This is a genomic window from Priestia aryabhattai, assembly GCF_023715685.1.
Taxonomy (GTDB): Bacteria; Bacillota; Bacilli; order Bacillales; family Bacillaceae_H; genus Priestia; species Priestia aryabhattai_B.
Genome location: NZ_JAMBOQ010000009.1, coordinates 18,323 through 37,198 on the forward strand (window position 1 = coordinate 18,323; position 18,876 = coordinate 37,198).

The 18,876-nt window shown below is 33.0% G+C and carries 24 protein-coding genes and 2 pseudogenes; 10 read left to right on the forward strand and 16 right to left on the reverse strand.

Annotated features, from left to right (window positions below):
- The first annotated feature begins 200 nt into the window (after window positions 1–200).
- Window positions 201–581 carry a hypothetical protein gene (locus M3225_RS25185; protein WP_251399228.1) on the forward strand — a complete coding sequence of 127 codons (381 nt, stop codon included), beginning with the start codon at window positions 201–203 and terminating at the stop codon, window positions 579–581.
- A gap of 134 nt (window positions 582–715) precedes the next feature.
- On the opposite strand, the gene M3225_RS29710 is transcribed toward M3225_RS25185, so the two are convergent.
- Both M3225_RS29710 and M3225_RS25190 read right to left on the reverse strand, forming a co-directional pair.
- The gene (locus tag M3225_RS29710; RefSeq protein WP_285886028.1) at window positions 716–844 is read right to left on the reverse strand and encodes a hypothetical protein; all 129 of its coding nucleotides are present in this window, start codon (window positions 842–844) and stop codon (window positions 716–718) included.
- Window positions 845–1,037: 193 nt separating this feature from the next.
- On the reverse strand, window positions 1,038–1,229 hold the full coding sequence (locus M3225_RS25190; RefSeq protein ID WP_057240453.1) for a hypothetical protein: 192 nt from the start codon (window positions 1,227–1,229) through the stop codon (window positions 1,038–1,040).
- 675 nt (window positions 1,230–1,904) lie between these two features.
- Between M3225_RS25190 and M3225_RS25195 the strand changes: the two genes are divergently transcribed.
- Window positions 1,905–3,053 (forward strand): tyrosine-type recombinase/integrase, encoded by a 1,149-nt coding sequence (locus M3225_RS25195; protein WP_251399241.1) that lies wholly within the window; start codon window positions 1,905–1,907, stop codon window positions 3,051–3,053.
- Between the two features lie 467 nt (window positions 3,054–3,520).
- Here M3225_RS25195 and M3225_RS25200 read toward each other — a convergent pair.
- The 3 genes and pseudogenes from M3225_RS25200 to M3225_RS29715 all read right to left on the reverse strand — a co-directional run.
- Window positions 3,521–4,378 (reverse strand): annotated as a pseudogene (locus tag M3225_RS25200) (Rpn family recombination-promoting nuclease/putative transposase); the annotation flags it as partial.
- A 237-nt stretch (window positions 4,379–4,615) separates the two neighbouring features.
- Window positions 4,616–4,936 (reverse strand): hypothetical protein, encoded by a 321-nt coding sequence (locus M3225_RS25205; protein ID WP_251399243.1) that lies wholly within the window; start codon window positions 4,934–4,936, stop codon window positions 4,616–4,618.
- A gap of 32 nt (window positions 4,937–4,968) precedes the next feature.
- On the reverse strand, window positions 4,969–5,100 hold the full coding sequence (locus M3225_RS29715) for a hypothetical protein (RefSeq protein WP_285886029.1): 132 nt from the start codon (window positions 5,098–5,100) through the stop codon (window positions 4,969–4,971).
- A gap of 847 nt (window positions 5,101–5,947) precedes the next feature.
- Between M3225_RS29715 and M3225_RS25210 the strand changes: the two genes are divergently transcribed.
- Window positions 5,948–6,145 carry an IDEAL domain-containing protein gene (locus M3225_RS25210; protein WP_251399245.1) on the forward strand — a complete coding sequence of 66 codons (198 nt, stop codon included), beginning with the start codon at window positions 5,948–5,950 and terminating at the stop codon, window positions 6,143–6,145.
- A gap of 118 nt (window positions 6,146–6,263) precedes the next feature.
- On the opposite strand, the gene M3225_RS25215 is transcribed toward M3225_RS25210, so the two are convergent.
- The 4 genes from M3225_RS25215 to M3225_RS25230 form a co-directional block, all read right to left on the reverse strand.
- Window positions 6,264–6,482, reverse strand: coding sequence for a helix-turn-helix transcriptional regulator (locus M3225_RS25215; RefSeq protein WP_251399247.1), 219 nt, complete (start codon window positions 6,480–6,482; stop codon window positions 6,264–6,266).
- A 190-nt stretch (window positions 6,483–6,672) separates the two neighbouring features.
- The gene (locus M3225_RS25220) at window positions 6,673–7,092 is read right to left on the reverse strand and encodes a universal stress protein (RefSeq protein WP_251399250.1); all 420 of its coding nucleotides are present in this window, start codon (window positions 7,090–7,092) and stop codon (window positions 6,673–6,675) included.
- Between the two features lie 112 nt (window positions 7,093–7,204).
- Complete coding sequence (locus tag M3225_RS25225; RefSeq protein WP_308215770.1) at window positions 7,205–7,657, reverse strand: MFS transporter; 453 nt, start codon at window positions 7,655–7,657, stop codon at window positions 7,205–7,207.
- A 305-nt stretch (window positions 7,658–7,962) separates the two neighbouring features.
- Complete coding sequence (locus M3225_RS25230; RefSeq protein ID WP_251399253.1) at window positions 7,963–8,430, reverse strand: GNAT family N-acetyltransferase; 468 nt, start codon at window positions 8,428–8,430, stop codon at window positions 7,963–7,965.
- Window positions 8,431–8,632: 202 nt separating this feature from the next.
- Here M3225_RS25230 and M3225_RS25235 point away from each other — a divergent pair, with 202 nt between their 5' ends.
- The 3 genes from M3225_RS25235 (at window position 8,633) to M3225_RS25245 (ending at window position 10,130) form a co-directional block, all read left to right on the forward strand.
- A complete protein-coding gene (locus tag M3225_RS25235) occupies window positions 8,633–9,094 on the forward strand; it encodes a hypothetical protein (protein WP_251399256.1) in 462 nt (153 codons plus the stop codon).
- Between the two features lie 232 nt (window positions 9,095–9,326).
- A complete protein-coding gene (locus M3225_RS25240) occupies window positions 9,327–9,677 on the forward strand; it encodes an ASCH domain-containing protein (RefSeq protein ID WP_251399259.1) in 351 nt (116 codons plus the stop codon).
- Between the two features lie 12 nt (window positions 9,678–9,689).
- Window positions 9,690–10,130, forward strand: coding sequence for a DUF2269 family protein (locus M3225_RS25245; protein WP_251399261.1), 441 nt, complete (start codon window positions 9,690–9,692; stop codon window positions 10,128–10,130).
- 297 nt (window positions 10,131–10,427) lie between these two features.
- Here M3225_RS25245 and M3225_RS25250 read toward each other — a convergent pair whose 3' ends face one another.
- Both M3225_RS25250 and M3225_RS25255 read right to left on the reverse strand, forming a co-directional pair.
- Window positions 10,428–10,949 carry a GrpB family protein gene (locus tag M3225_RS25250; protein WP_251399274.1) on the reverse strand — a complete coding sequence of 174 codons (522 nt, stop codon included), beginning with the start codon at window positions 10,947–10,949 and terminating at the stop codon, window positions 10,428–10,430.
- A gap of 449 nt (window positions 10,950–11,398) precedes the next feature.
- Window positions 11,399–12,554 (reverse strand): annotated as a pseudogene (locus M3225_RS25255) (IS3 family transposase).
- A gap of 601 nt (window positions 12,555–13,155) precedes the next feature.
- Here M3225_RS25255 and M3225_RS25260 point away from each other — a divergent pair.
- Window positions 13,156–13,389: a hypothetical protein gene (locus M3225_RS25260; RefSeq protein ID WP_116515711.1), complete on the forward strand. Its 234-nt coding sequence runs from the start codon at window positions 13,156–13,158 to the stop codon at window positions 13,387–13,389.
- Between the two features lie 276 nt (window positions 13,390–13,665).
- Here M3225_RS25260 and hepT read toward each other — a convergent pair whose 3' ends face one another.
- Together hepT and mntA are read right to left on the reverse strand one after the other, a co-directional pair.
- Window positions 13,666–14,073 (reverse strand): type VII toxin-antitoxin system HepT family RNase toxin, encoded by a 408-nt coding sequence (hepT, locus tag M3225_RS25265; protein ID WP_251399277.1) that lies wholly within the window; start codon window positions 14,071–14,073, stop codon window positions 13,666–13,668.
- Window positions 14,063–14,470: a type VII toxin-antitoxin system MntA family adenylyltransferase antitoxin gene (mntA, locus tag M3225_RS25270; protein ID WP_251399279.1), complete on the reverse strand. Its 408-nt coding sequence runs from the start codon at window positions 14,468–14,470 to the stop codon at window positions 14,063–14,065. The genes hepT and mntA overlap by 11 nt, the downstream gene beginning before the upstream one ends.
- 363 nt (window positions 14,471–14,833) lie before the next feature.
- On the opposite strand from mntA, the gene M3225_RS25275 reads away from it, so the two are divergent.
- From M3225_RS25275 to M3225_RS25285, 3 genes are all read left to right on the forward strand, one after another.
- Complete coding sequence (locus M3225_RS25275; protein WP_251399282.1) at window positions 14,834–16,015, forward strand: Alp7A family actin-like protein; 1,182 nt, start codon at window positions 14,834–14,836, stop codon at window positions 16,013–16,015.
- 17 nt (window positions 16,016–16,032) lie between these two features.
- The gene (locus M3225_RS25280) at window positions 16,033–16,407 is read left to right on the forward strand and encodes a hypothetical protein (protein WP_251399285.1); all 375 of its coding nucleotides are present in this window, start codon (window positions 16,033–16,035) and stop codon (window positions 16,405–16,407) included.
- Window positions 16,408–16,843: 436 nt separating this feature from the next.
- Entirely contained in the window at window positions 16,844–17,488 is a 645-nt protein-coding gene (locus M3225_RS25285) for a hypothetical protein (protein ID WP_251399288.1), read from the forward strand.
- On the opposite strand, the gene M3225_RS25290 is transcribed toward M3225_RS25285, so the two are convergent.
- The 3 genes from M3225_RS25290 to M3225_RS25300 form a co-directional block, all read right to left on the reverse strand.
- Entirely contained in the window at window positions 17,433–17,795 is a 363-nt protein-coding gene (locus M3225_RS25290; protein ID WP_251399291.1) for an AbrB/MazE/SpoVT family DNA-binding domain-containing protein, read from the reverse strand. The genes M3225_RS25285 and M3225_RS25290 overlap by 56 nt on opposite strands.
- A 103-nt stretch (window positions 17,796–17,898) precedes the next feature.
- On the reverse strand, window positions 17,899–18,111 hold the full coding sequence (locus M3225_RS25295; protein ID WP_057240527.1) for a hypothetical protein: 213 nt from the start codon (window positions 18,109–18,111) through the stop codon (window positions 17,899–17,901).
- A 169-nt stretch (window positions 18,112–18,280) separates the two neighbouring features.
- Entirely contained in the window at window positions 18,281–18,403 is a 123-nt protein-coding gene (locus tag M3225_RS25300) for a hypothetical protein (protein WP_308215771.1), read from the reverse strand.
- Between the last annotated feature and the right edge of the window lie 473 nt (window positions 18,404–18,876).

The window sequence follows — 18,876 nt, forward strand, 5'->3', positions numbered from 1 at the left end:
ATATTAAAAACTTTATTGCTTTATCATAGTAGATATACTTTTTCATAAGTCCATTTATTTCCGATAATCCGTTTTATGTTAACTAATACTGAATAATTAATAATGGTACACATTTTAAAGAAAACCATAATTTATGTTATTATTATAACTTATCAAACACAATTAAGTTATAGAGCAAGTCAAGTATGGAGTGAATATAGTTGAGTAAAATTGTTAAATTTGTTTTAGGATCTCTTATAATTATTATTGTTTTATTAATAATTATATTTATTAACTGGCAAAATGTATTTAGTGATAATCGACCAATAGCAAATATGAAAGCTATATATCAATTAGAAATTAAAGATAAGCCTATGGCCAAAACGTCAGATGTAGATAATAATATCTTATATTTAGTTCCAAAAGGACACTTAGATACATATATTGATATGATGAAGAAAAAAGGATATAAACTTACTGAAAAAGATGTAAACCATAATACGCTTATTTTTGAAAAAGGTAAGAACTTTACAAGTATTTCTTATAAAAGATTTGCTCGTAAATATACGATAATTGAGAGTCCATTTCTAAAAGAAGTGTAAATATTAATAAAGCGCTAAGAAACTTTAAGAGTTCTTAGCGCTTTATAGTTCTTATAAGGAACATTATGTGAACTATTACTAAATAGGTAATAATGAATAAATAAAAAAGGCGTTGGGATAATCAAACGCCTTTTTTATTTATTCATTTCTGCAATCCATACCAAAATAGTAACAACCCAACCTATTACTAGTGAAACAGGCAAAAAGATTGTAAAAAATACATCCCATTTATCTGGAGGGCCTGATTGATTTTTCTTGTTCATATAATCGTCCTTTTGTTGTTTAGTTTCGCTAAGAAGTAATGTTTTTTTCTAAGGTTCCTAGTTATGTATTTGTATATATTTCCCTTTAATTCTATCAAAAGGGATTAAGAAAGTATACATTAATGCTGCTTCTTATACTAGGTTTTATGTTAACTAGAAACGTACGGAATATAAATAAAAAAGACTTTAAGCCTTAAGAAATATATTTAAGGCTTAAAGCAAAGTAAATAGTAAATGAAATGACTAAGTAGCAACTGATAATCCCTATTCTTACAGGTTTAGAATACCCTTTTAGCCAGCCCCATCTTTTATCGTCGTAATCGAAAATAAAATAGTCTGCAACGACCGACAAAATAATAATGATACCTACTATTAGCAAACTCATTTTTATCCCCCATTTACGTGTTTATTAAATAATATACCAAAATTAACAATAAATAACAAAGTATCACCTGAAATATCTGCTATATTAATTTCAAATACACATAAACAAAAAGAACCCTTTGCCCATGTAGGCAAAGGATTTTCAAATTTATTGGAATAGGGGGGATACGTTATTAGTCTGGCCAGATTTGTAGATTCATATACATATAACTTTAAAAATAAATGTTATGATCGACGCTACTTAAGAAAATCAATCTCTTTCTTTTACCTACGTTTCAAGATTCGTTGAGTAAATATTAAAGTACTTCGTATATTATTAAAGTTTTACTATTTACTCTAAGTGACGACAAATCGAACATTTTTCTACAAGATAGATAAAAGATAAAATTATTTTTAATAAAGTAGGTTTGCACTTTTACTTCTATATAGGATAAAATAAAGAAGTAACAATTATAAAAAATAAATTTAAATATGTACTTATCTATAAAGATGTTTGATATTTAATTAGTATCTTTGATGATTTTGACATCGTGATAAACATTACTATTATTATCTAAAGGTTCTTTATGGTCTATATACATATGCATACATACTTAATCTTTAATAGAGAAGAAAATACCTTAATACCAGAAAGAGGTAGGAATAAGAAGACATGATCCGTGAAAGGAGAGGTTTTATGCAAGATTTTTCTTTGGTGAATATAGGAACAGAAGTAAGGGAGAGAAAAGGGGATTTTCACAAAGTCGTTTCGTTGATGCTGGATACTACGTATTATGATTCCTTAGAAGAAAGAAATGAGCATCACCAACGAAAAGACGAAGACATGTTCAGCGATTTTACAGATGAAGAAATGATGTACTACTACGTCCATCAACGAAAGCATATTCGAAAGGATCGAGGACGAAAAGAAAATACAAAGACCGAATACTTACGGATCTTATTGCAGTTTTATCAGTATGCGGCAGAAAGTGAGTCGTTCTTACGACAAGATGTAGACAATTATATAGAAGAAACGATTTTTAAAAATCTAAGGCCTTGGCATATACGGAACTACCAGGCATATTTAAGCACCGCATTATTAGGGAAGGGTGGTAAACCTTATTCACCGGCAACCTTAGATGCCAAAATGACAATTTTAAAGAGTTTTATGAAGTGGTTACATGACACTAGATATATTCAGTATCCGTTACATAAAGAAATCTTAAGCACATCATTATCCGAACAAGAAATTCCAAATCGTGATTTTTATTATCATGAAGTCAAGCAGCTCCTAGACTATTATAAAGATCATCCTATCAACCATGGATTGTTAACCATGTTGGCCATGACAGGACTTCGTGTACAAGAAATAGCCAATGCTTCGTGGGGAGATGTGTATCTAGACAGTTTAAGTGGACATTATCGGTTAAGAGGAGTCGGTAAGGGGGGAAAGAAATTTGATAAGTTACTTCATCCATCTTTATATGAACGAATCCTTGCCTTTAGAGCACGACGTCATGTCAGCACGGCATTAAACACAAGTGATCAAGGGCCATTATTTCCGGCCAAAGACGGAGGATATTATCAATATAAAAACTTAAGTAATTATATTGTGCGTATTATTGAACGAACGAAGCTACCTTTTGTGAAAGAACGGACTGACAAGATTACGCCCCATTATTTTCGGCACTTTTACGCAATTTACAGTAGGCAGCAGGGAGCTGACATCTTTCTCATTCAAAAAGAATTGGGGCACAGCGACCGTAAGACAACAGAGCGTTATCTCGAGAAGGTTTTGCAGCGAGAACAAGAAATTGGGCTGATGTGGAAGGAACAAGATTTTTAACCATTACTGTATATCACCGTCTTTGCGTTTGAGATACACTTTTATAGAAAGAATAAAAAAGAGCCTGCTTGATATAAACAATCAAACAGGCTTTATTTTTTCGTTAAAATCCTTTTCATTGACTTCCCACACATCATATTCTTCACCAAATTTATCTTTGATGTCCATAGCTATTAAATCGGATAGAATCTCATAATTATTTCTTATAGATTCATCTACTATATCTTCATTAAGCTCACCTTTAACGGTATTCCATCTAATAAACCTTTCACCATTGAACTTACGATGTAAAAATACCTAGTTCTGAATTTATCTCTTTTGCTGTTTTTTATATAACTCCCTTTTAAATCTTAATAAATCTCAATTGGATTATCACTTATAAAATTCATTTACATAAAACGGATTACAAAAAGTAATTCATTCTCAAAACAATGCAACTTAAGCATCATAATGGATTATTAAACTGATTACTGCTGAAGTAGCTTCTTAATTATTTCTTCTGGAATTCCTGTTAATCCTGCTATTTCAGTAGGATTCATTCCTTTTTCAGTCATACTCAATACCACTGTTCTCCGAGCTTTTGTCTCTCCTTGGTTTTCTGCTCTTCTTAACGCGGATTTTTCATCTAACAATGCTTTTCGTCGGGCTTCATATGCTAGTATGACTTCGGGATCCTGACTTACACGTTCCCATTCATCCATTGCTTTTTTTAATACTTGATCTTCTTGCATCGCAATCTCCTCCAATACATGAGTGATTTCTTCATCTTCGGATGCTTCAAGTAGTAATAACCATCGTACGAGTTGATCCTCTCGAAGGTCAACCTCTTTGTTACGTCACTTAATCAATAGCTTAGGTAGCTCCATGAAATGGATTTCGAGCATATCTGTTAAGAGTACTTTTTGTTCTCTTTCATATAATTGAAAGATCGAATGATAATCATGGATATGAGATAAGTAACGGAAGTTTACAATGTTAATGGTAATCGTTTTACACAGTTCTCCGTAATCCATGCCCTCTTTCATTTGACTACTATACATTTTAGACCAGTAATAGAGTGTTCTCTTTTCCATGTCATGTTTATTATTGAGCTGAATCTCGATATTTACTCGGCTTCCATTCTCAAGTTGTGCATGTACATCTAAAATAGATCGCTTATCTTCTTGATTTTCTTTATTAAAATGGGGATCCAATAACTGAACCTTATGGATTTTTTTCTCATGTGGAAAACGGAGAGCAGCATTTAAAAAGGCAGCTAAAATTGATTCATTTCCATGTGTCCCAAAAAGAGACTTGAAAGCAAAATCAACACGTAAATCTAATTGGAAGTAACATGACTACAGCGAATCTGTTTATGTTACTTCACTACAAATGAATAATATAGTTATAAATGATAGCTTAGTGATGAGAAAGACGCCATTATCCTTCTACTCTATAGAATCGTTATCGATACTGCTACCGTCAATGATAACGCTAGGCGATTTTAAGTGTGATCAATAAGGAGATTTAAAGTGATTTATCAGTATGTAAACAAAAAAGCGACCTTATTGGTCGCCGTGATACTACTCGCTATCCCCGAATAAATTAAGAGAAAGTTGCTCGGATCTTTTCCTATGGTAATAAGCGTTTTTAACTCGTTTTACTCGCTCTCTATTTTTAACGTAATAATCTCGGTCGCGAACAGAAACGCAAACTCTGCAGTATGGCCCAAGTTGACCGAATCCATCGCTTTTATAATGATAGTTCTTTGCGTGTTTTAATTCACGGCATTTACGGCAAGTCTTAGCGACAACTTGGCTGTCAGCGTCTGTAAAGTATACGAATCCTCTCGGCTTTGTTCTTTCGACATATTCCTGCGCCAGTAGTTCTTCTCGTAAGCTCATATTCGCTCACCTCCTCGGTTGCCATGGTATTGCTACTGATTCTCTTTTATTATACGAATTAATTCCTTTCGATACCAGTCCGCAAATACATCGCCTTCTTCGCGTATAACAGTTTCGTCTCCTGCAGACGATTGGATTGACCCGACTTTATCTAAGCCGATCAACTCCTCTAACTCTTCCGTTATTAAATTTTCTAAACTGCCTCTCCAATTGTCATCTCCGGAGTCTTATAACGATGTAAGGCGAAGAAAGTTTCACACAGGAAAGTGCGCGACCTATAATATAACGTCTGCAAGAGAAACGAAAACAGTAGACCAAATGACCGTGCGGGAATTACGCGAGGTAAAAAAGGCGATCAGCCCTGAAGGATCGACCATCTAATTATACATTTACGAACAGTTGTTCCATATAAGAAATCTATCATTTTTATCGTTCGTTTAAGTTTTTAAAAAAATTGTGAACGTACTCTAAAACACACACATTTTTACGAACGTTTTTGATGAAATAACAGAGATAAATGTATAAAAAGGTACGGAAAATGGAAAGAAGAAAAGGTTCTATTTGTCGCCATTAAGAGTAAATAATAAAACCGTTATTTTTATAAGTTAGTTTATTGATTTACTTCTTTACATGAAATACGTTAATTTTTTATTTTTAATAAAGTTTATTTTACCAAAACCGCATTAACATTAAATACTTTTGATTTTTTTTGTTCAGCTATCATTAATATAACAATTTCTTAAAAGGGGAGTAGAAGAGAGATTGCTATATGATAAGAAGTGAAAATCGACATTCGTGGTTAATAAGTATAGTTAATAAAACATTGATCTTCAAAAGTTAGTTTTTATCTTTTCTTATCTAATTGAAGACATATGAAAAATATCTAAAAGGACATAGGGGCGTAATCATCATATTATTCTATGGCTCACTTCATCTATCAACCTTGCATAAAAAGAATAAAAAAGGGAATACTGTTTGTAAAAGAGAAAAAGCTAAAGGAGTTGACGTTTTATGGAAAATAATGTGCTTAACGAAATGGATCGAGTTGTTCCAAGTTTACAAGATGAAATGTTGGCTGAATTGTTTTTGGATCAAGTTATAAAGGACTTTAAAAAAAGGAAAATCCTTAAGGAAATTGATCATTCCTTAAAAAATAAAGATAAAGAAGCTTTTTTACACTTAACTGAAAAACTTAAATCTGAATCTTAATACAAACAATATAATATAGAAGAAACTTGTCAAAAAGAAGCCTTTGCCATTACAGGAAAAGGCTTTTCAATTTAAAAGGATTTTAATAAAAACAAACTTCTTATGCTAACAGTAGAAATTAACTAGTTTTTTCAAAAAAATCAGCTACAAAGATAGGTAGTGTTAGATCGTCAAGATTAAAGGCATTTTTAATCTTATTCTCAAGATCCTTTGTTACTCTTCTTTTCCCAACTTCAACTAAAGCAATTAGTGAAAAACTACAATTAACTGCTTTGGCAAAATCACGTTGATTCATGTTGTAACTTTTTCTTATTAGTTTAACGAGATCTTTATCCATTCGCTCCCACTCCACATTTAAACTAGTTGGGTCTCCCTTTTCTGATAAAAAGAAAAGCCAACACATGCTAGTTCAGCTTCTTTCTATTAAGAAAAGTTAAATCAATCATTCTATCTTCTATTTATTAAAGTACAACCTGAAGAAAATTGTTATGCTCTTATAAAAGACCATTTAGAAACTATATGAAAGTTTATTTTACAATGATAACTGGGCAGTCAGCAGAATGTGCAACTTTATGGCTTGCGCTTCCCAGCAACGCTTCTTTTATCATACCTTTTCCCGTGTTCCCTACTATAATTACATCGTAACCTTCTTTCTCGGCATACGATGTAATTATAGTTGAAGGATCTCCATAAAAAGCATGCACGTCATACTCAACGTTTGATTCAGAAAGAAATTGAACAACTGAAGATAAAAGCTGTTGATCTTCGTCATCAATTAATTTATCTAGATCAATATTAAGAACGGGTTCCTGTAGGGGAAGTTCTTGATTAATATGTACGACTGTTATTCGTTCTGATCCCATCGTTTTGGCTAGTCCTGCTCCGTGTTTCAGGGCAGAAACAGAGGACTTTGAACTATCAAATGCTACTAAAATTTTTTTATACATACGAGGATCTCCTTTCAAGGTGAAACTTTTCTCTTAATTGTTAGTAAAAGGGTATTTATTTTTAAATGCCCTTTAAATTTGGAGAGTTGCATTCATCTGCTTGTTAAGTTTTTTAATGAGTAATTTTATCAACATGTAATAGATGTTTGCGCCCAAATGCAACGACAAGCATAGCTAAAAGAACAAAAACAGCTCCCGTTATAAATGGAACATGTGGAGAATAGGTTTCAGCTAACTTATTAGCTAGCCATGGACCGATTGCCCCTCCAATAAAACGGACAAAACTATATGCAGCAGAAACTGTTGCTCGTTCCACGGGTGCAACCTCCATAACGGCTGTTCTAATGAGAGTATTATTTGTACCTAAGAAAAGACCGGCAACAATAACCACAATAATGACGACTGTTGGAGAATTTGTCCAAATCCCCATCGCTAGTAAGGTTAATGCAAATAAAATGAGCATTGTACACATAGATTTAATCGTTCCAAATCTTGCTTGTGGTCTTGGAGCGATTTGGATAGTTGAAAGAAACGAGAATGTATGAAAAGCGCACATTTTATACATATGTAAAGATGGGAAAATGTGTATTTTATGTCAAAAATGTTCTATAATTGGTTTGAATCGATTTTAACACGTTTATACGTGTGAACCCTGATAAAAACCGAGGTAGCTTTTTATTTTGCTTACCTTTTGACTGGACAAATTATAACCTAATACTATATTTTAGATATGTACATGTATATATTTCACTTTTATCAACTATTAAAAGCAGCTATGATCAACCACACATGTAAGAGTAAATAATAAAACCAATAATTTTAACGATATTTACTTAACGTAATTGATTTTATCGGCGTCAGAAAAAGACCTTAAAGTTTAAGGTCTTTTTCATTTTTAATAATTTGTTTATCTAATGGCTTTGAAAAGCCCGTACTTTTGTCTTTATAGCCCATATTAAGATAGAACTTATGAGCTATCTTTCTCTCTTCTCTGTTTCCACTATTTAACATAATATAAGTTGCTTCTTGTCCTATCGCCCATTTTTCTGCCTCGTTCATTAATTTCTCGCCAATTCCTTTACGCCTATGGTCAGCGTCTACAATAAAAGCGACAATTCTTACATAGGAACTATCATACTCATAAAATAAGTTATGACATAACCCCACCATTCCAACTACCTTGTTATTCAGTTCTGCTACTAATGTATGATAATTAGGTTGAGACTGGATATTGCTAAATCTACTCTCTAGCTTTTCTAAAGAAGTCGGATAGCCAAGCTGATCCATTAAATACACTAATTGAGGCATGTCTTCTGTTTGAAACTCCCTTACTTTCATAATTTTCTCCTTTAACTCTTTAGTCTTTATCCGTAATAAATTCTATAGCATTAATTAAAATCCTCTGAGAATGACTTATAGGATATACAAGGTTAGTTACCATAAAACTGATTATCAGAAGAAATCATGTATGCAGGATATTGGCTTAAGAGTCATGAATATATAAACCTAAAAGCATAATGAAAGCAGGTGACTTTTATTTATGTTAATAGGTGAAATGCTTACTAAAATAATGAAAGAAGAAATGACAATTAAAGAATTAGCCACAATGTACAGTGTTACTACTCAAACCATCCAAAGAAAATTTAAGAAACTAGGATATGAATGGGATAATAAAAAGTCTGCTTACAAATATACAGGGAAATCACCACAGCCGTTAAATGTTGATTTCAGTACCCTATTTAGAAAAACACCCACTATTAGTAAGGATTTAAGCCACCTTAAAGGTAAAGATAAAAAGAAAGGAATTGGTCGCAATAGGACTAGTGACGTAGTAGACGTTTTATTGGCAGGTACGAAACCGCCATCCAAAAGAGTGTATCAGGGTTTTTATTTTGATAAAGACGTTTTAAACATTATAAATAGTGTTCCTAAAAATTATAAATCTGAACTAATTAATGAAGCGTTAAGAAAAGTATTTAAGGAAAAAGGGTTACTCAAATGAAAAATTCAAGTGACTGTTCAAAAAAAGAAAATTTCGAGGGAAATGAACATCTGTGGGTTGAAGGAATAACTTATTTAAAGAAAAGGCTCTGTTATTAGAACATCGAATAAGAAAAGGGATAAATTATAACAGATTTATTACAGGGAATTTCAAACTAATAAATTCAAATAAAATTTGTTATTGAAAGTGTGATACATTGTATAAGAGACAAAAGATGAAAGGAGTTTTTTTAATGAGTAATCATGAAGCGCAAAATGAACTACCACCCAAAACATGTACAATCGATCGACTTGTAACAATGCCGGATGATGTAAATAAAGTAATCAAGGGCAGAAAGACAGCAACTCGCCGAAATGGAAGGTATGCTGATGTAGGAGAGATAATGGTCTTAGGGAATAAAAAATTCATAGTGGAACGGGTTTATTCTCAATCACTAGGTGAATTAACGGATGAAATTGCTCGCCAGGAGGGCTATGATACAGTAGAAGAATATAAGCAATCTATTTTATCTTATCATCCTGGAATGCCCTGGCTTCCGCAAATGAGGGTATGGGTGCATGAGTTCAGACCAGTTAACGATTGATAGGTAAAAGAAATGGATTTGTTGTACCGCATATTAGTATATATTCATGTTTCTAGTGTTATTTTATCTATTGGTCCTTTCTTTATTCTATTGCCAATGGTTAAAAAACTACATATAGCAAAAGAACAGGAAATGAATGCCTATTTGAGTACATTTCAATCTGTTGTTAGGCTCGCAAAACATACAGGCCATGTTCTTGTTATAACAGGGATACTCCTCGTTATGTGTGGCCCGTGGACGTGGACTACTCCGTGGATTATAATGACACTGATTTTCCTCTTTTGCTCATTGTTCTTTCTGGCTCGTGCGTTTTCACCAACACTTCGAAAGTATAATGAGGAAGGTCAAAATAAAAAAGAACTGGCAACTAAACTAAAGCGATCTATTTGGATTTACATCATTTTATTAATGACTATGCTTTGGCTTATGGTCGGTAAGCCGACTTTTTGGTGAAATTTCCTATATTTGTCGTCACTAAGTGTAAAAAGTAAAACTTTGATAATCCATAAAGTACTTTAGTATTTACTTAACGAATCATGAAACATAGGTGAAAGAAAAAGGTTGCTTTTTTCTAAGTAGAGTCGATTACAATATTTATTTTTTAAGTTATATGTATATGAATCTACAAATCTGACCAGACTAATAACGTATTCCCCCCTATTCCAATAAACTTGAAAATCCTTTGCCTATATGGGCAAAGGATTCTTTTTTTTTCAGTGCAATTTATTAAGTAATTTTACGTAATGCGCATTATAGGTGATTCTTATCGTTTTTAGCTTTCCTAATAATATCTGTTATAAATGGTGCCTTTGCTTCTGTGTATGCTACCCTATCAAAATGATGTTTTTCAGCCAAGTCTCTTTTCAACTGCTGATACTCTTGAAGTACCAGAGGATGTGTTCTTAGATAGTCCCGAAATAAAAGATTACTAGTCCATTCTTTACTTCCATATTTATATACATGTAAATGATGAGTTCCTGCTCGCCATAATCCTCTTCTAAAAAATCTTCTATTAGGAAACTGTGCATGGGATATATGTTCATATCCCACATCTTTTAAAGGCTCGATAAACTCCTCTACATCTTTTAGATGTTGAACACCAACCATTATATCTATTATCTCTTTAGCTCCTAATCCTTTGACAGATGTACTTCCAATATGTTCAATGGCAATAGCTTTGTCTTTCATAATGGATTTTAAAATGCTTTTTTCTTCTTCAAATTTAAGTATCCAGTTAGCATTATAATCCTCAATTATAATAGGTTTATCCATATTCCTCACTCCAGTTTAATCTTTCGTTTAAATATAATACCAATATGAACTATATGGAGCTAGTTCAATAGTTAACATAAGTAGAAACCTTCACAATCCCAATAAGATAAAGTCTAAATTATTTGTAAATTGATTTTTATAATGTCTTATAAAAACTGTATCAAAATGATTATCGTTGTAAATCCACATTTCTCCAACGTTACTCATCATGAATAAATCTTTATTTCTTGAGTAAGCTACCCATGATGTCGCCAAACATTGACTCATGTAACTAGATATACAACCAAAAAAGCTACTGATCCCTATTTAGTAGCTTTTTTGGTCTTTTTAATGTATATAATATACATCTTTAGTCACCATAATGTCTCTTCCGGTACACATACTAAAAAAGAACCCTTGATGCAGGACGGGACTGCACCCTGTTTGTGAGACAGGAATCAAAGCACCTTTTAAACAACCATTTGCCGGTATTGTACTGGTGACCGGTTGTTTAGTTTCGTTTGAATACGGGCATTGTTGTAATAGGTAATATAGTTTTCGACGGTTTGTTCGACGATGGTGGTCGTTGTATATGTTAACTCGTCGAGGTAGAACGTTTCAGACTTTAGCGAGGAATGAAACGATTCAATGGAGGCATTATCTGCGGGTGTCCCTTTACGGGACATACTCATAGTAATGCCTCTTTCTTTGATTTTTTGTTGATAGAGATGCGATGTGTACACAGAGCCTTGGTCACTATGCAACGTACATCCTTTAGGTAAAGAAGGAAGTTGGCTTAACGTATCTAAGACAAATTCTACGTTTTGATAATCACCAATCGAATACGCAATGATTTCCCCATTAAATAAATCTTGAATACTTGAAAGATACAACTGTTTAGGTCCAAAGGCAAGTAGGTTATATCAGTTACTAATTTCTGAAGAGGACGATCAGCTTGAAACTCACGATTTAATACATTCTCTGCAACCTGATAAGGTTGCCCTGTTTGCTTTCGTTTTTTTCGTTTTACGCGACATTGCCAACCGTATTTCTGCATGACACGTTGTACAAATTTATGGTTAATCTTCATCGTTCGATTGAGTAATGCTGTAATTTTTCGATAGCCATATCGGAACTTATGTTTACGACACTGCTTACCAATCTGTTGTTCCATCCATTTCTTTTTCTTTGTCCGTTCTGATTGTTCCTGTTGCCTCCAGCGATAATAAGTCGATCGAGGGATATCAAGGTACTGACAGACTTGATAGACTGGTATCTTATCTTTTAACTCTTCCACTACGTTCACTACGATTTCTGGGACCACTTCCTCTCCAATTCCTTGTACTTTTTTAAAACCTCAATCTGTTGTATTAAATACCGGTTTTCTGCTTTCAATTTGGATATTTCGTCTTTAAAGCCAGGTCCCTTTCCGTACGAATATTGCTTGCCTACAGGCTGTTCAAATCGATGCATTTCTCCATTTTTATACCATCTCATCCACCTTTTTAATTGGGTGTAACTGCGAATATTTAATTGGGAAAGCACTTCTTTGACAGGTACACCAGCTAATCTCATCTCAATAGCTTTTATCTTTACCTCTGCTGGATAACTAACTCTTGTCCCCATAGAAAAAACACCTCCAAGTGATTGTTAGGTAGTATATACCCGTTTTTTAACTTAAAGGTGTTTTTTATTTGTCTCACTATAGGGGGTCAGTCCCGACGGTTCTGCCAAGGGCCCTTTTTCCGGAGTATGCAGCTTTTTATACACTGTTTGTTTGTCAACGCTTTCTCAGTAGGTGGTTGAGAAACTAATGTATAAGAAGTGCACCTTTTATATATATACTCACCCCTCTAAAAATAGTATTTTTGGAAAAAATATGATATTGTTTACATGCGGTTATATTTTGGTACTTTATAATTGTGAATCCTGATAAAAAGCTACCTCGCTTGCCAATGCTGGGGGAGCTTTTTATTTTTGCTACAATTCTTAGAAAGGAGTATTTGATGTTATTAAAAACGCTAGTTACAGCAATTATTGGAGGTGTTCTTTTTCCTTTGTCAACAAAGCTATTTATGCAAAAAAAGACCACTAACAAAGATATAGTTATATTACAATGAGTTTGTCATTCGCTATCATCTTCTTTATTATGCTTCTATTTACAAAAACCTTCACTTAAAAAGAACAGAAGATTTAAACATTTTCAGTCGATTAAGGAGCTTTTCAAATGAGTAATCACGAAACAACTAAGAATAAAAAAAATATAATTTTAGGTATTATATATGCTCTAATTGTAATATTTGTATATGCATTTAACTTACCTCTACAGATAGCTTTGTCTATACTTACTCTTGTCATAATATTTGAACTTGTAACTTCAATAAAAGAAGATGACAAAGCTAAGAATGTTATAAACATTATTACTCTATGTTTATTTATACTTGGAATTGTTTTTCTCTAACTAATACTTACTAACAAATAACAATACAAAAAGAACAAAGACTTCTTATAAATTAAGAAGTCTTTGTTCTTTTTTATCTTTCCAACTCTTGTTCCTTACGTTTATCGTGCTTTTGAATATCGCCAAAATGTTTTAATTTAAGATTGAGATGGTCTGATATAGATAGTCCAAAAAGGTACACTTTTTCAGACGGTAAAAATCGAATAAGTATCTACAAAACACCAAAAAGGACAAACATTATAACTTGTTTGTCCTTTTTGAATAGAGTAATCTTCTCTATTGATAATCAAGAATCTCCTTGGTATACGTAGTAAAATCACTTAAATGCTTATCTAAGATTTGCTGAAGAATATCTTGATTGATTGCTTGATAATCGTGAACAGCAATGTTTCGAAATCCTACCATCGCTTTCATTCTGTACGCAATCTCACTTGTAATAATCGATTGTGACTCCAACATGTCAAAAGCTTCTCTACTTGTTTGAGGAAGACCTAATCGTTCCTCAGCTACAATATGCATCGCTAAATCGATACACGCTTCACACGCACGTTGTATATTTAAGATAATAGAATCCTGTTTGGTGTAATCCAGTAAGTTTTGTGGATTTTGTTGGTATACATCCAGGATACGCTTATTACATCTTTCAATTACACTTATTTTATTTAAAATGACATCATTTCTCATAAATACTCCCACTCTCGTCTACTTTCTGTAATACATCTTTTCGTTCTTCATTTAATTTCGCATACATCTTTAATGCCTTCATTTGCTCATTCATACGCAACGTGTCATCACCTGAATAAATAATTTCTCCAGTCGTATAAATTTGAGCCTGAAAAACGGTCGAAGCTTCCGCAATATTAACTAAATCCACTTCTCTCTTTAACAAGGCAGCCAAATCTTGCGCGAGCATGAAGACCTCATATTTATCTAATTTTTTATCCTTCACATAAAAAGCAATATCAATATCACTTTCTTGATGGGTAGTTCCTTTTGCAAAAGATCCAAACACAATGATAAAGGAAGGTTGTATATGAGTATGTAAAAATTCAGTAATGGACTGAGCTATCTGACGATCCATAAAATCACTCCCTCGATTAGCTCTATTGTAGCAAATTTTATTTCTCTCGATAAGAATAGGTTCTGTGTATTCTTTTATTTTCCTTTTAGTGTTTTAGAAGCTATCTACCTATTTTGTGTGAAAGTCATATTTTTCTTACCATTTATTTCTCATTATAAGCGACTTGTTATCTTCTTATTCTACAAAAATGCTCTCTTGACCTTCATCTTCTATCCTCACAATAAGTTCAACTTAAAAAATATAATTGTTGATATATGCAAGTTTTTGATGACAAATAAGTTGAACTAAAAGATTGAATATCTGGCTTTTTTCTTGTATAATGAGTTCAACAGAAGTTCAACTTAAAAAATGAGGTGTATAGATATGAAAATTTCACGTTTTAATAAAGACTGCGGAAACTCCGTAGATATGAATATTATCGATGGGTATCTATTTGATTTCCCAACAAATGTAGTCGAACTCCAGAAAGAAGCAGCTGATTCTTTCTTTACTGATGCAGTGACAGCACCAGAAGAATTTAAGAAGCGTATCTTACTATCTACGACCATTGGTGATGAAGAGAAAGAACGTTATTTCTTAGTAGGAGATATCGCAGCAAGCCAACAACTTGCGAACAACCACATCAATCGTTTACATAACAAAATTACAAGTCATATTCCTTATGTGACATTTTTAGCAGCTATTGCTTACTACCATGCGTTGCATGCGAAAGATCAAAAGGATAACAGCATCGAGATTGACTACTTCTCTACGATGTTACCAATCTGGTTACTGAAAAAAGAAAACACATTTGGTGAAGCGCAAAAAGCGATGGCGAATCGCTTCGTAGGTGACCATACTTTCCGTATTCATACACCAGGGTTCGAAAAAGAAGTAAATGTCTCTGTAGCAGAAAGTGCATGCTTAAAAGAAGGCGAAATTGCACGCTTTGCATTAAAGAAAGACCTAACGCTTCAAAACCGTGAAGATGCTAATGAATATGTCGAATGTGAAACTGTGATGGTCGATATCGGTGGAGGATCAATCGATGTTGTAATCTTACCTGAAGGGTTAAAGGCTGCGAACAGCCGTGAATCATTCCAAAGTATCGAAGGTATTCCCTACTTAGCGCACATTGATAAGTTACGAAAAGAGAAATTCCCAGAGTTGTTTACCGATTTGCGTGCTTTTGATCAGTTTATTTTAGATAACTACAGTAAACAAAAATTTGAGTTAAAAAATGAAAACACGGGTGAATCCATTGATTTAACAGCTCAAATTACATCTTCTCTAAAAGACTATGTAGAGATTTTACTAGCGAAGTTAAATGATGTGGCCCCACCGCCAGCAAATAAGATCCGTAAATACGTATATAGTGGTGGTGTTGCTCCGACACTAGAAGTAGCCATTATGACGAGTATGAGTGAAAAGATCGGTGAGGAACGTACAGAGAAATATCATAAAGTACCGGAAGATAGCCGTCACTTAAACTTATTTGGCTTAGAAATCCGAAGCATCGGTTACCTTCAAAAGAAACAAGCTGAGAAGAAAGCCGTTAAATCCTAACAGCGTAGGTGATAACCATGTCAGAGCGTCAGAACGCCTTTACGATTAAAACCAATCAGTTAAGTGATGAAGTCTATGACATACTTGCAAAATATGCGAAGTCTCGAAAATTAGGGGACTATATTTCATCTTTAATTGTTCGTGACCTTCATCGTGTATCTACCAACCAAGTAGAGCCAGGGCACAGAACAGAAGAACTTCTTGAACATATCAATTCCGAACTACGAGAGATAAAGCAATTAGCCCAGTCCAACGGATTTGTGGGTAAACAAGAGGATATAGAAGAGAAGCCTTCAGAAAGTCAAACCTTCAAAGAAGGTAAGATTGCAGATTTAGAACAGGTGTCTGGGTCCTTAGACGATGATGATCTCGAAGAATATAGCGATTTTTAAAACACTAAGCCACTAGATATCCTAGTGGCTTTTTTTGTTAGAATAAAACGTAACTTTTTATAAACTTTATCCTACTTCATTACGCACTTTAATAAATGTCATTATGTAATATAGTAGAAAAGTATATGCTTCCCATTTATTCATTAAATCGAAGACTTTATCTTGTATATCCTATGCTAGGTTGCACTAGCATTTTTCTTTTTTTTTCACAGGTAATCCGTACTTATTGGAGTTTTCCTTTATTTTTTTTGCGATTTCTTGTGCTTCTTCTTTCGTCATTTTCATACAAAAGACTCCTCTCATGTTCTACTATTATAAGTTTTTTCCAATATCTAAAAAAATATACATGCTCCTCCCTCCCCTGCCATATACATATTTTAGGTATGTACAAAAAGTCATTGTCCTAGAGATAAATTTAGATTTTAGGAGTGATTGTGTGAGAGTAGAAGAGAAGAAGAGGAAAGTTCGAAGTGACAAAAAACGAGATGTAAAACCATCACTTCCAATTGATCTTAAAGAATGTATTTATCGATTATCTTACATCACAAATACCCCTGTAAAAAATGTGGTTGAATCAATTTGTATATCAGGTCTTGCTTCTTCAAAAGTTATGGATTATTTATCAAATTATTTTAGAAGAGGATTTAGCTCTGGCAGCACAGTGTATATGGGTGATATGTCCAAAGAGCCAATCAGACAGTTATATAAAAACATAGAAAAAGAACGTGTTTCTACTCGATTAAAAGATGGACACGGAGAAACGTATGATGTTCTGAAACGTTTAGCCTATGCTTTAGATTGTTCTCCTGCATTAGCAGCATCTTTCTTAATTGAAGCGAGCATAAGGAATTCTGATTTTGTAGATGAGTACATGACTCGACATTTAGAAGAAGAATTGGACCAGGGAAGGCTAAAGGAATTAAAAGAGGTATTAAAATTCATCAATAAAAATAACCCTTATAAGGAAGAGTACAGTTTACCCAATTTAATTTCTTATATTATGGATGAATTAAAAGTGGGAGCAACTAACCTGGGTTCTTCTGTACAAAATTGGTTAGATAATATACACAATAAAAAATAATTCTACCTAAAAAACCTTTGACTTTAAGATTCAAAGGTTTTTGCTTGTCTTTTATTTCATTATATAAAATTCTTGCACCTAATGGACTTAGGACCACATTATTTGCATATCTGCGATTTTGAGGGGTGACCTCACCTGTAATTATACATTTATCGTATTCTTTGTGTTTTTTTATTTCTATATGATCATCTTCTAATAAAATTTCTACTGAATCATCTTTATCTATATTCAGTACCTTTCTTAGTTCAATGGGAATCACTATACACCCCACTGCATCTATCTTTCTTAACGTACTTAGTCCCTTCATGCTGACTCTCCTTTTATATGTTCATAATTGCACCTTTCACATCATACTAGAAATGTATAAACTAACCAATATTAATTTTATAAATAAGCTTTTGAATACAGGTTTAGAACTTTTTCTTAGATTGCTCTTGTACGTAAGTACACGTACGCGCATGTTCACGTGAAAAGAAATGATCTTGTTTATGATAAACTTTCACTCCACAAGAGGGGCAAGCAAAGAAACCCACTTTAGGACCTTGAGTCACTTCGTGTGCATAAAACTCACCAGCTGTTTCAAACATCACTACATGGTTCGCTTTCTCAATCTTAGCTCTCATACAAGCACCTCCCACCTTATTTTGAATTTACTTCCATAATAAGGTTTAATACGGTGAATTGTAAAAGAAAATGTAAAGGTATATACCTATATCTGCAGAAAAAAGCAGCATTTCTATGCCATTTACGCATGAGAATGCTGCTTTTTAACTAATTTTCTTTTTAATGATATCATTTGAACTCGTAACCGTATACGCACGTCAACTCTACAAAACTTTTATATAAATACGTAATGGCAATCGGTGTACCTACTTCAACCTTATCGTATAACTTTTCAATAGATGCATTATGCATTCTGCCAAAACCTTGACTCACATATTTTCCAATGCTATTTTTATAAATTTCATATATATTTCTTATAATCTTAATCGATTAAAAATATTCTAAGTAGACAAAATCTAAAAAGTAACACCTATTTAGACAGTGAAAAAGCCAATGATAAAACGTCTATTTATTATTTAAAATAAATCTTATTGTACGTATAAAAAGTAATTAATCTTTTTATACGTTATGCAATTCTATGTTACATAAAGCTGATTATCAGCATGAAAAAAAGGACCTTCAATCGAAGATCCTTTTGTTGCTTATTCAATTAAAGCACCCTTTAATGAAATAACATGAGTATCTAAATAACAGTATTGAAAAGATTTAAAAGACCTAGATTGAAAAAACTTTAAAACATAGGATGGTGTATGTTAGTTAGGTACAAAATGTCCCATTCTTTTGACTTTCTTTATATACTAACACTGTTTTTTGAAGAAGGAACA

Excerpts from the sequence above, each read along its gene's own strand:
- hepT (WP_251399277.1), bottom strand. The coding sequence starts at position 14,073 with ATGAGAAATGATGTCATTTTAAATAAAATAAGTGTAATTGAAAGATGT.
- M3225_RS25235 (WP_251399256.1), top strand. The coding sequence starts at position 8,633 with ATGTTAATAGGTGAAATGCTTACTAAAATAATGAAAGAAGAAATGACA.
- M3225_RS25280 (WP_251399285.1), top strand. The coding sequence starts at position 16,033 with ATGTCAGAGCGTCAGAACGCCTTTACGATTAAAACCAATCAGTTAAGT.
- M3225_RS25295 (WP_057240527.1), bottom strand. The coding sequence starts at position 18,111 with ATGAGAGCTAAGATTGAGAAAGCGAACCATGTAGTGATGTTTGAAACA.
- M3225_RS25245 (WP_251399261.1), top strand. The coding sequence starts at position 9,690 with ATGGATTTGTTGTACCGCATATTAGTATATATTCATGTTTCTAGTGTT.
- M3225_RS25275 (WP_251399282.1), top strand. The coding sequence starts at position 14,834 with ATGAAAATTTCACGTTTTAATAAAGACTGCGGAAACTCCGTAGATATG.
- M3225_RS25290 (WP_251399291.1), bottom strand. The coding sequence starts at position 17,795 with ATGAAGGGACTAAGTACGTTAAGAAAGATAGATGCAGTGGGGTGTATA.
- mntA (WP_251399279.1), bottom strand. The coding sequence starts at position 14,470 with ATGGATCGTCAGATAGCTCAGTCCATTACTGAATTTTTACATACTCAT.
- M3225_RS25210 (WP_251399245.1), top strand. The coding sequence starts at position 5,948 with ATGGAAAATAATGTGCTTAACGAAATGGATCGAGTTGTTCCAAGTTTA.
- M3225_RS25205 (WP_251399243.1), bottom strand. The coding sequence starts at position 4,936 with ATGAGCTTACGAGAAGAACTACTGGCGCAGGAATATGTCGAAAGAACA.
- M3225_RS25225 (WP_308215770.1), bottom strand. The coding sequence starts at position 7,657 with ATGTATAAAATGTGCGCTTTTCATACATTCTCGTTTCTTTCAACTATC.
- M3225_RS29710 (WP_285886028.1), bottom strand. The coding sequence starts at position 844 with ATGAACAAGAAAAATCAATCAGGCCCTCCAGATAAATGGGATGTATTT.
- M3225_RS25220 (WP_251399250.1), bottom strand. The coding sequence starts at position 7,092 with ATGTATAAAAAAATTTTAGTAGCATTTGATAGTTCAAAGTCCTCTGTT.
- M3225_RS25300 (WP_308215771.1), bottom strand. The coding sequence starts at position 18,403 with ATGCATAATGCATCTATTGAAAAGTTATACGATAAGGTTGAAGTAGGT.
- M3225_RS25230 (WP_251399253.1), bottom strand. The coding sequence starts at position 8,430 with ATGAAAGTAAGGGAGTTTCAAACAGAAGACATGCCTCAATTAGTGTAT.
- M3225_RS25250 (WP_251399274.1), bottom strand. The coding sequence starts at position 10,949 with ATGGATAAACCTATTATAATTGAGGATTATAATGCTAACTGGATACTT.
- M3225_RS25260 (WP_116515711.1), top strand. The coding sequence starts at position 13,156 with ATGAGTAATCACGAAACAACTAAGAATAAAAAAAATATAATTTTAGGT.
- M3225_RS25195 (WP_251399241.1), top strand. The coding sequence starts at position 1,905 with ATGCAAGATTTTTCTTTGGTGAATATAGGAACAGAAGTAAGGGAGAGA.
- M3225_RS25190 (WP_057240453.1), bottom strand. The coding sequence starts at position 1,229 with ATGAGTTTGCTAATAGTAGGTATCATTATTATTTTGTCGGTCGTTGCA.
- M3225_RS25240 (WP_251399259.1), top strand. The coding sequence starts at position 9,327 with ATGAGTAATCATGAAGCGCAAAATGAACTACCACCCAAAACATGTACA.
- M3225_RS25215 (WP_251399247.1), bottom strand. The coding sequence starts at position 6,482 with ATGGATAAAGATCTCGTTAAACTAATAAGAAAAAGTTACAACATGAAT.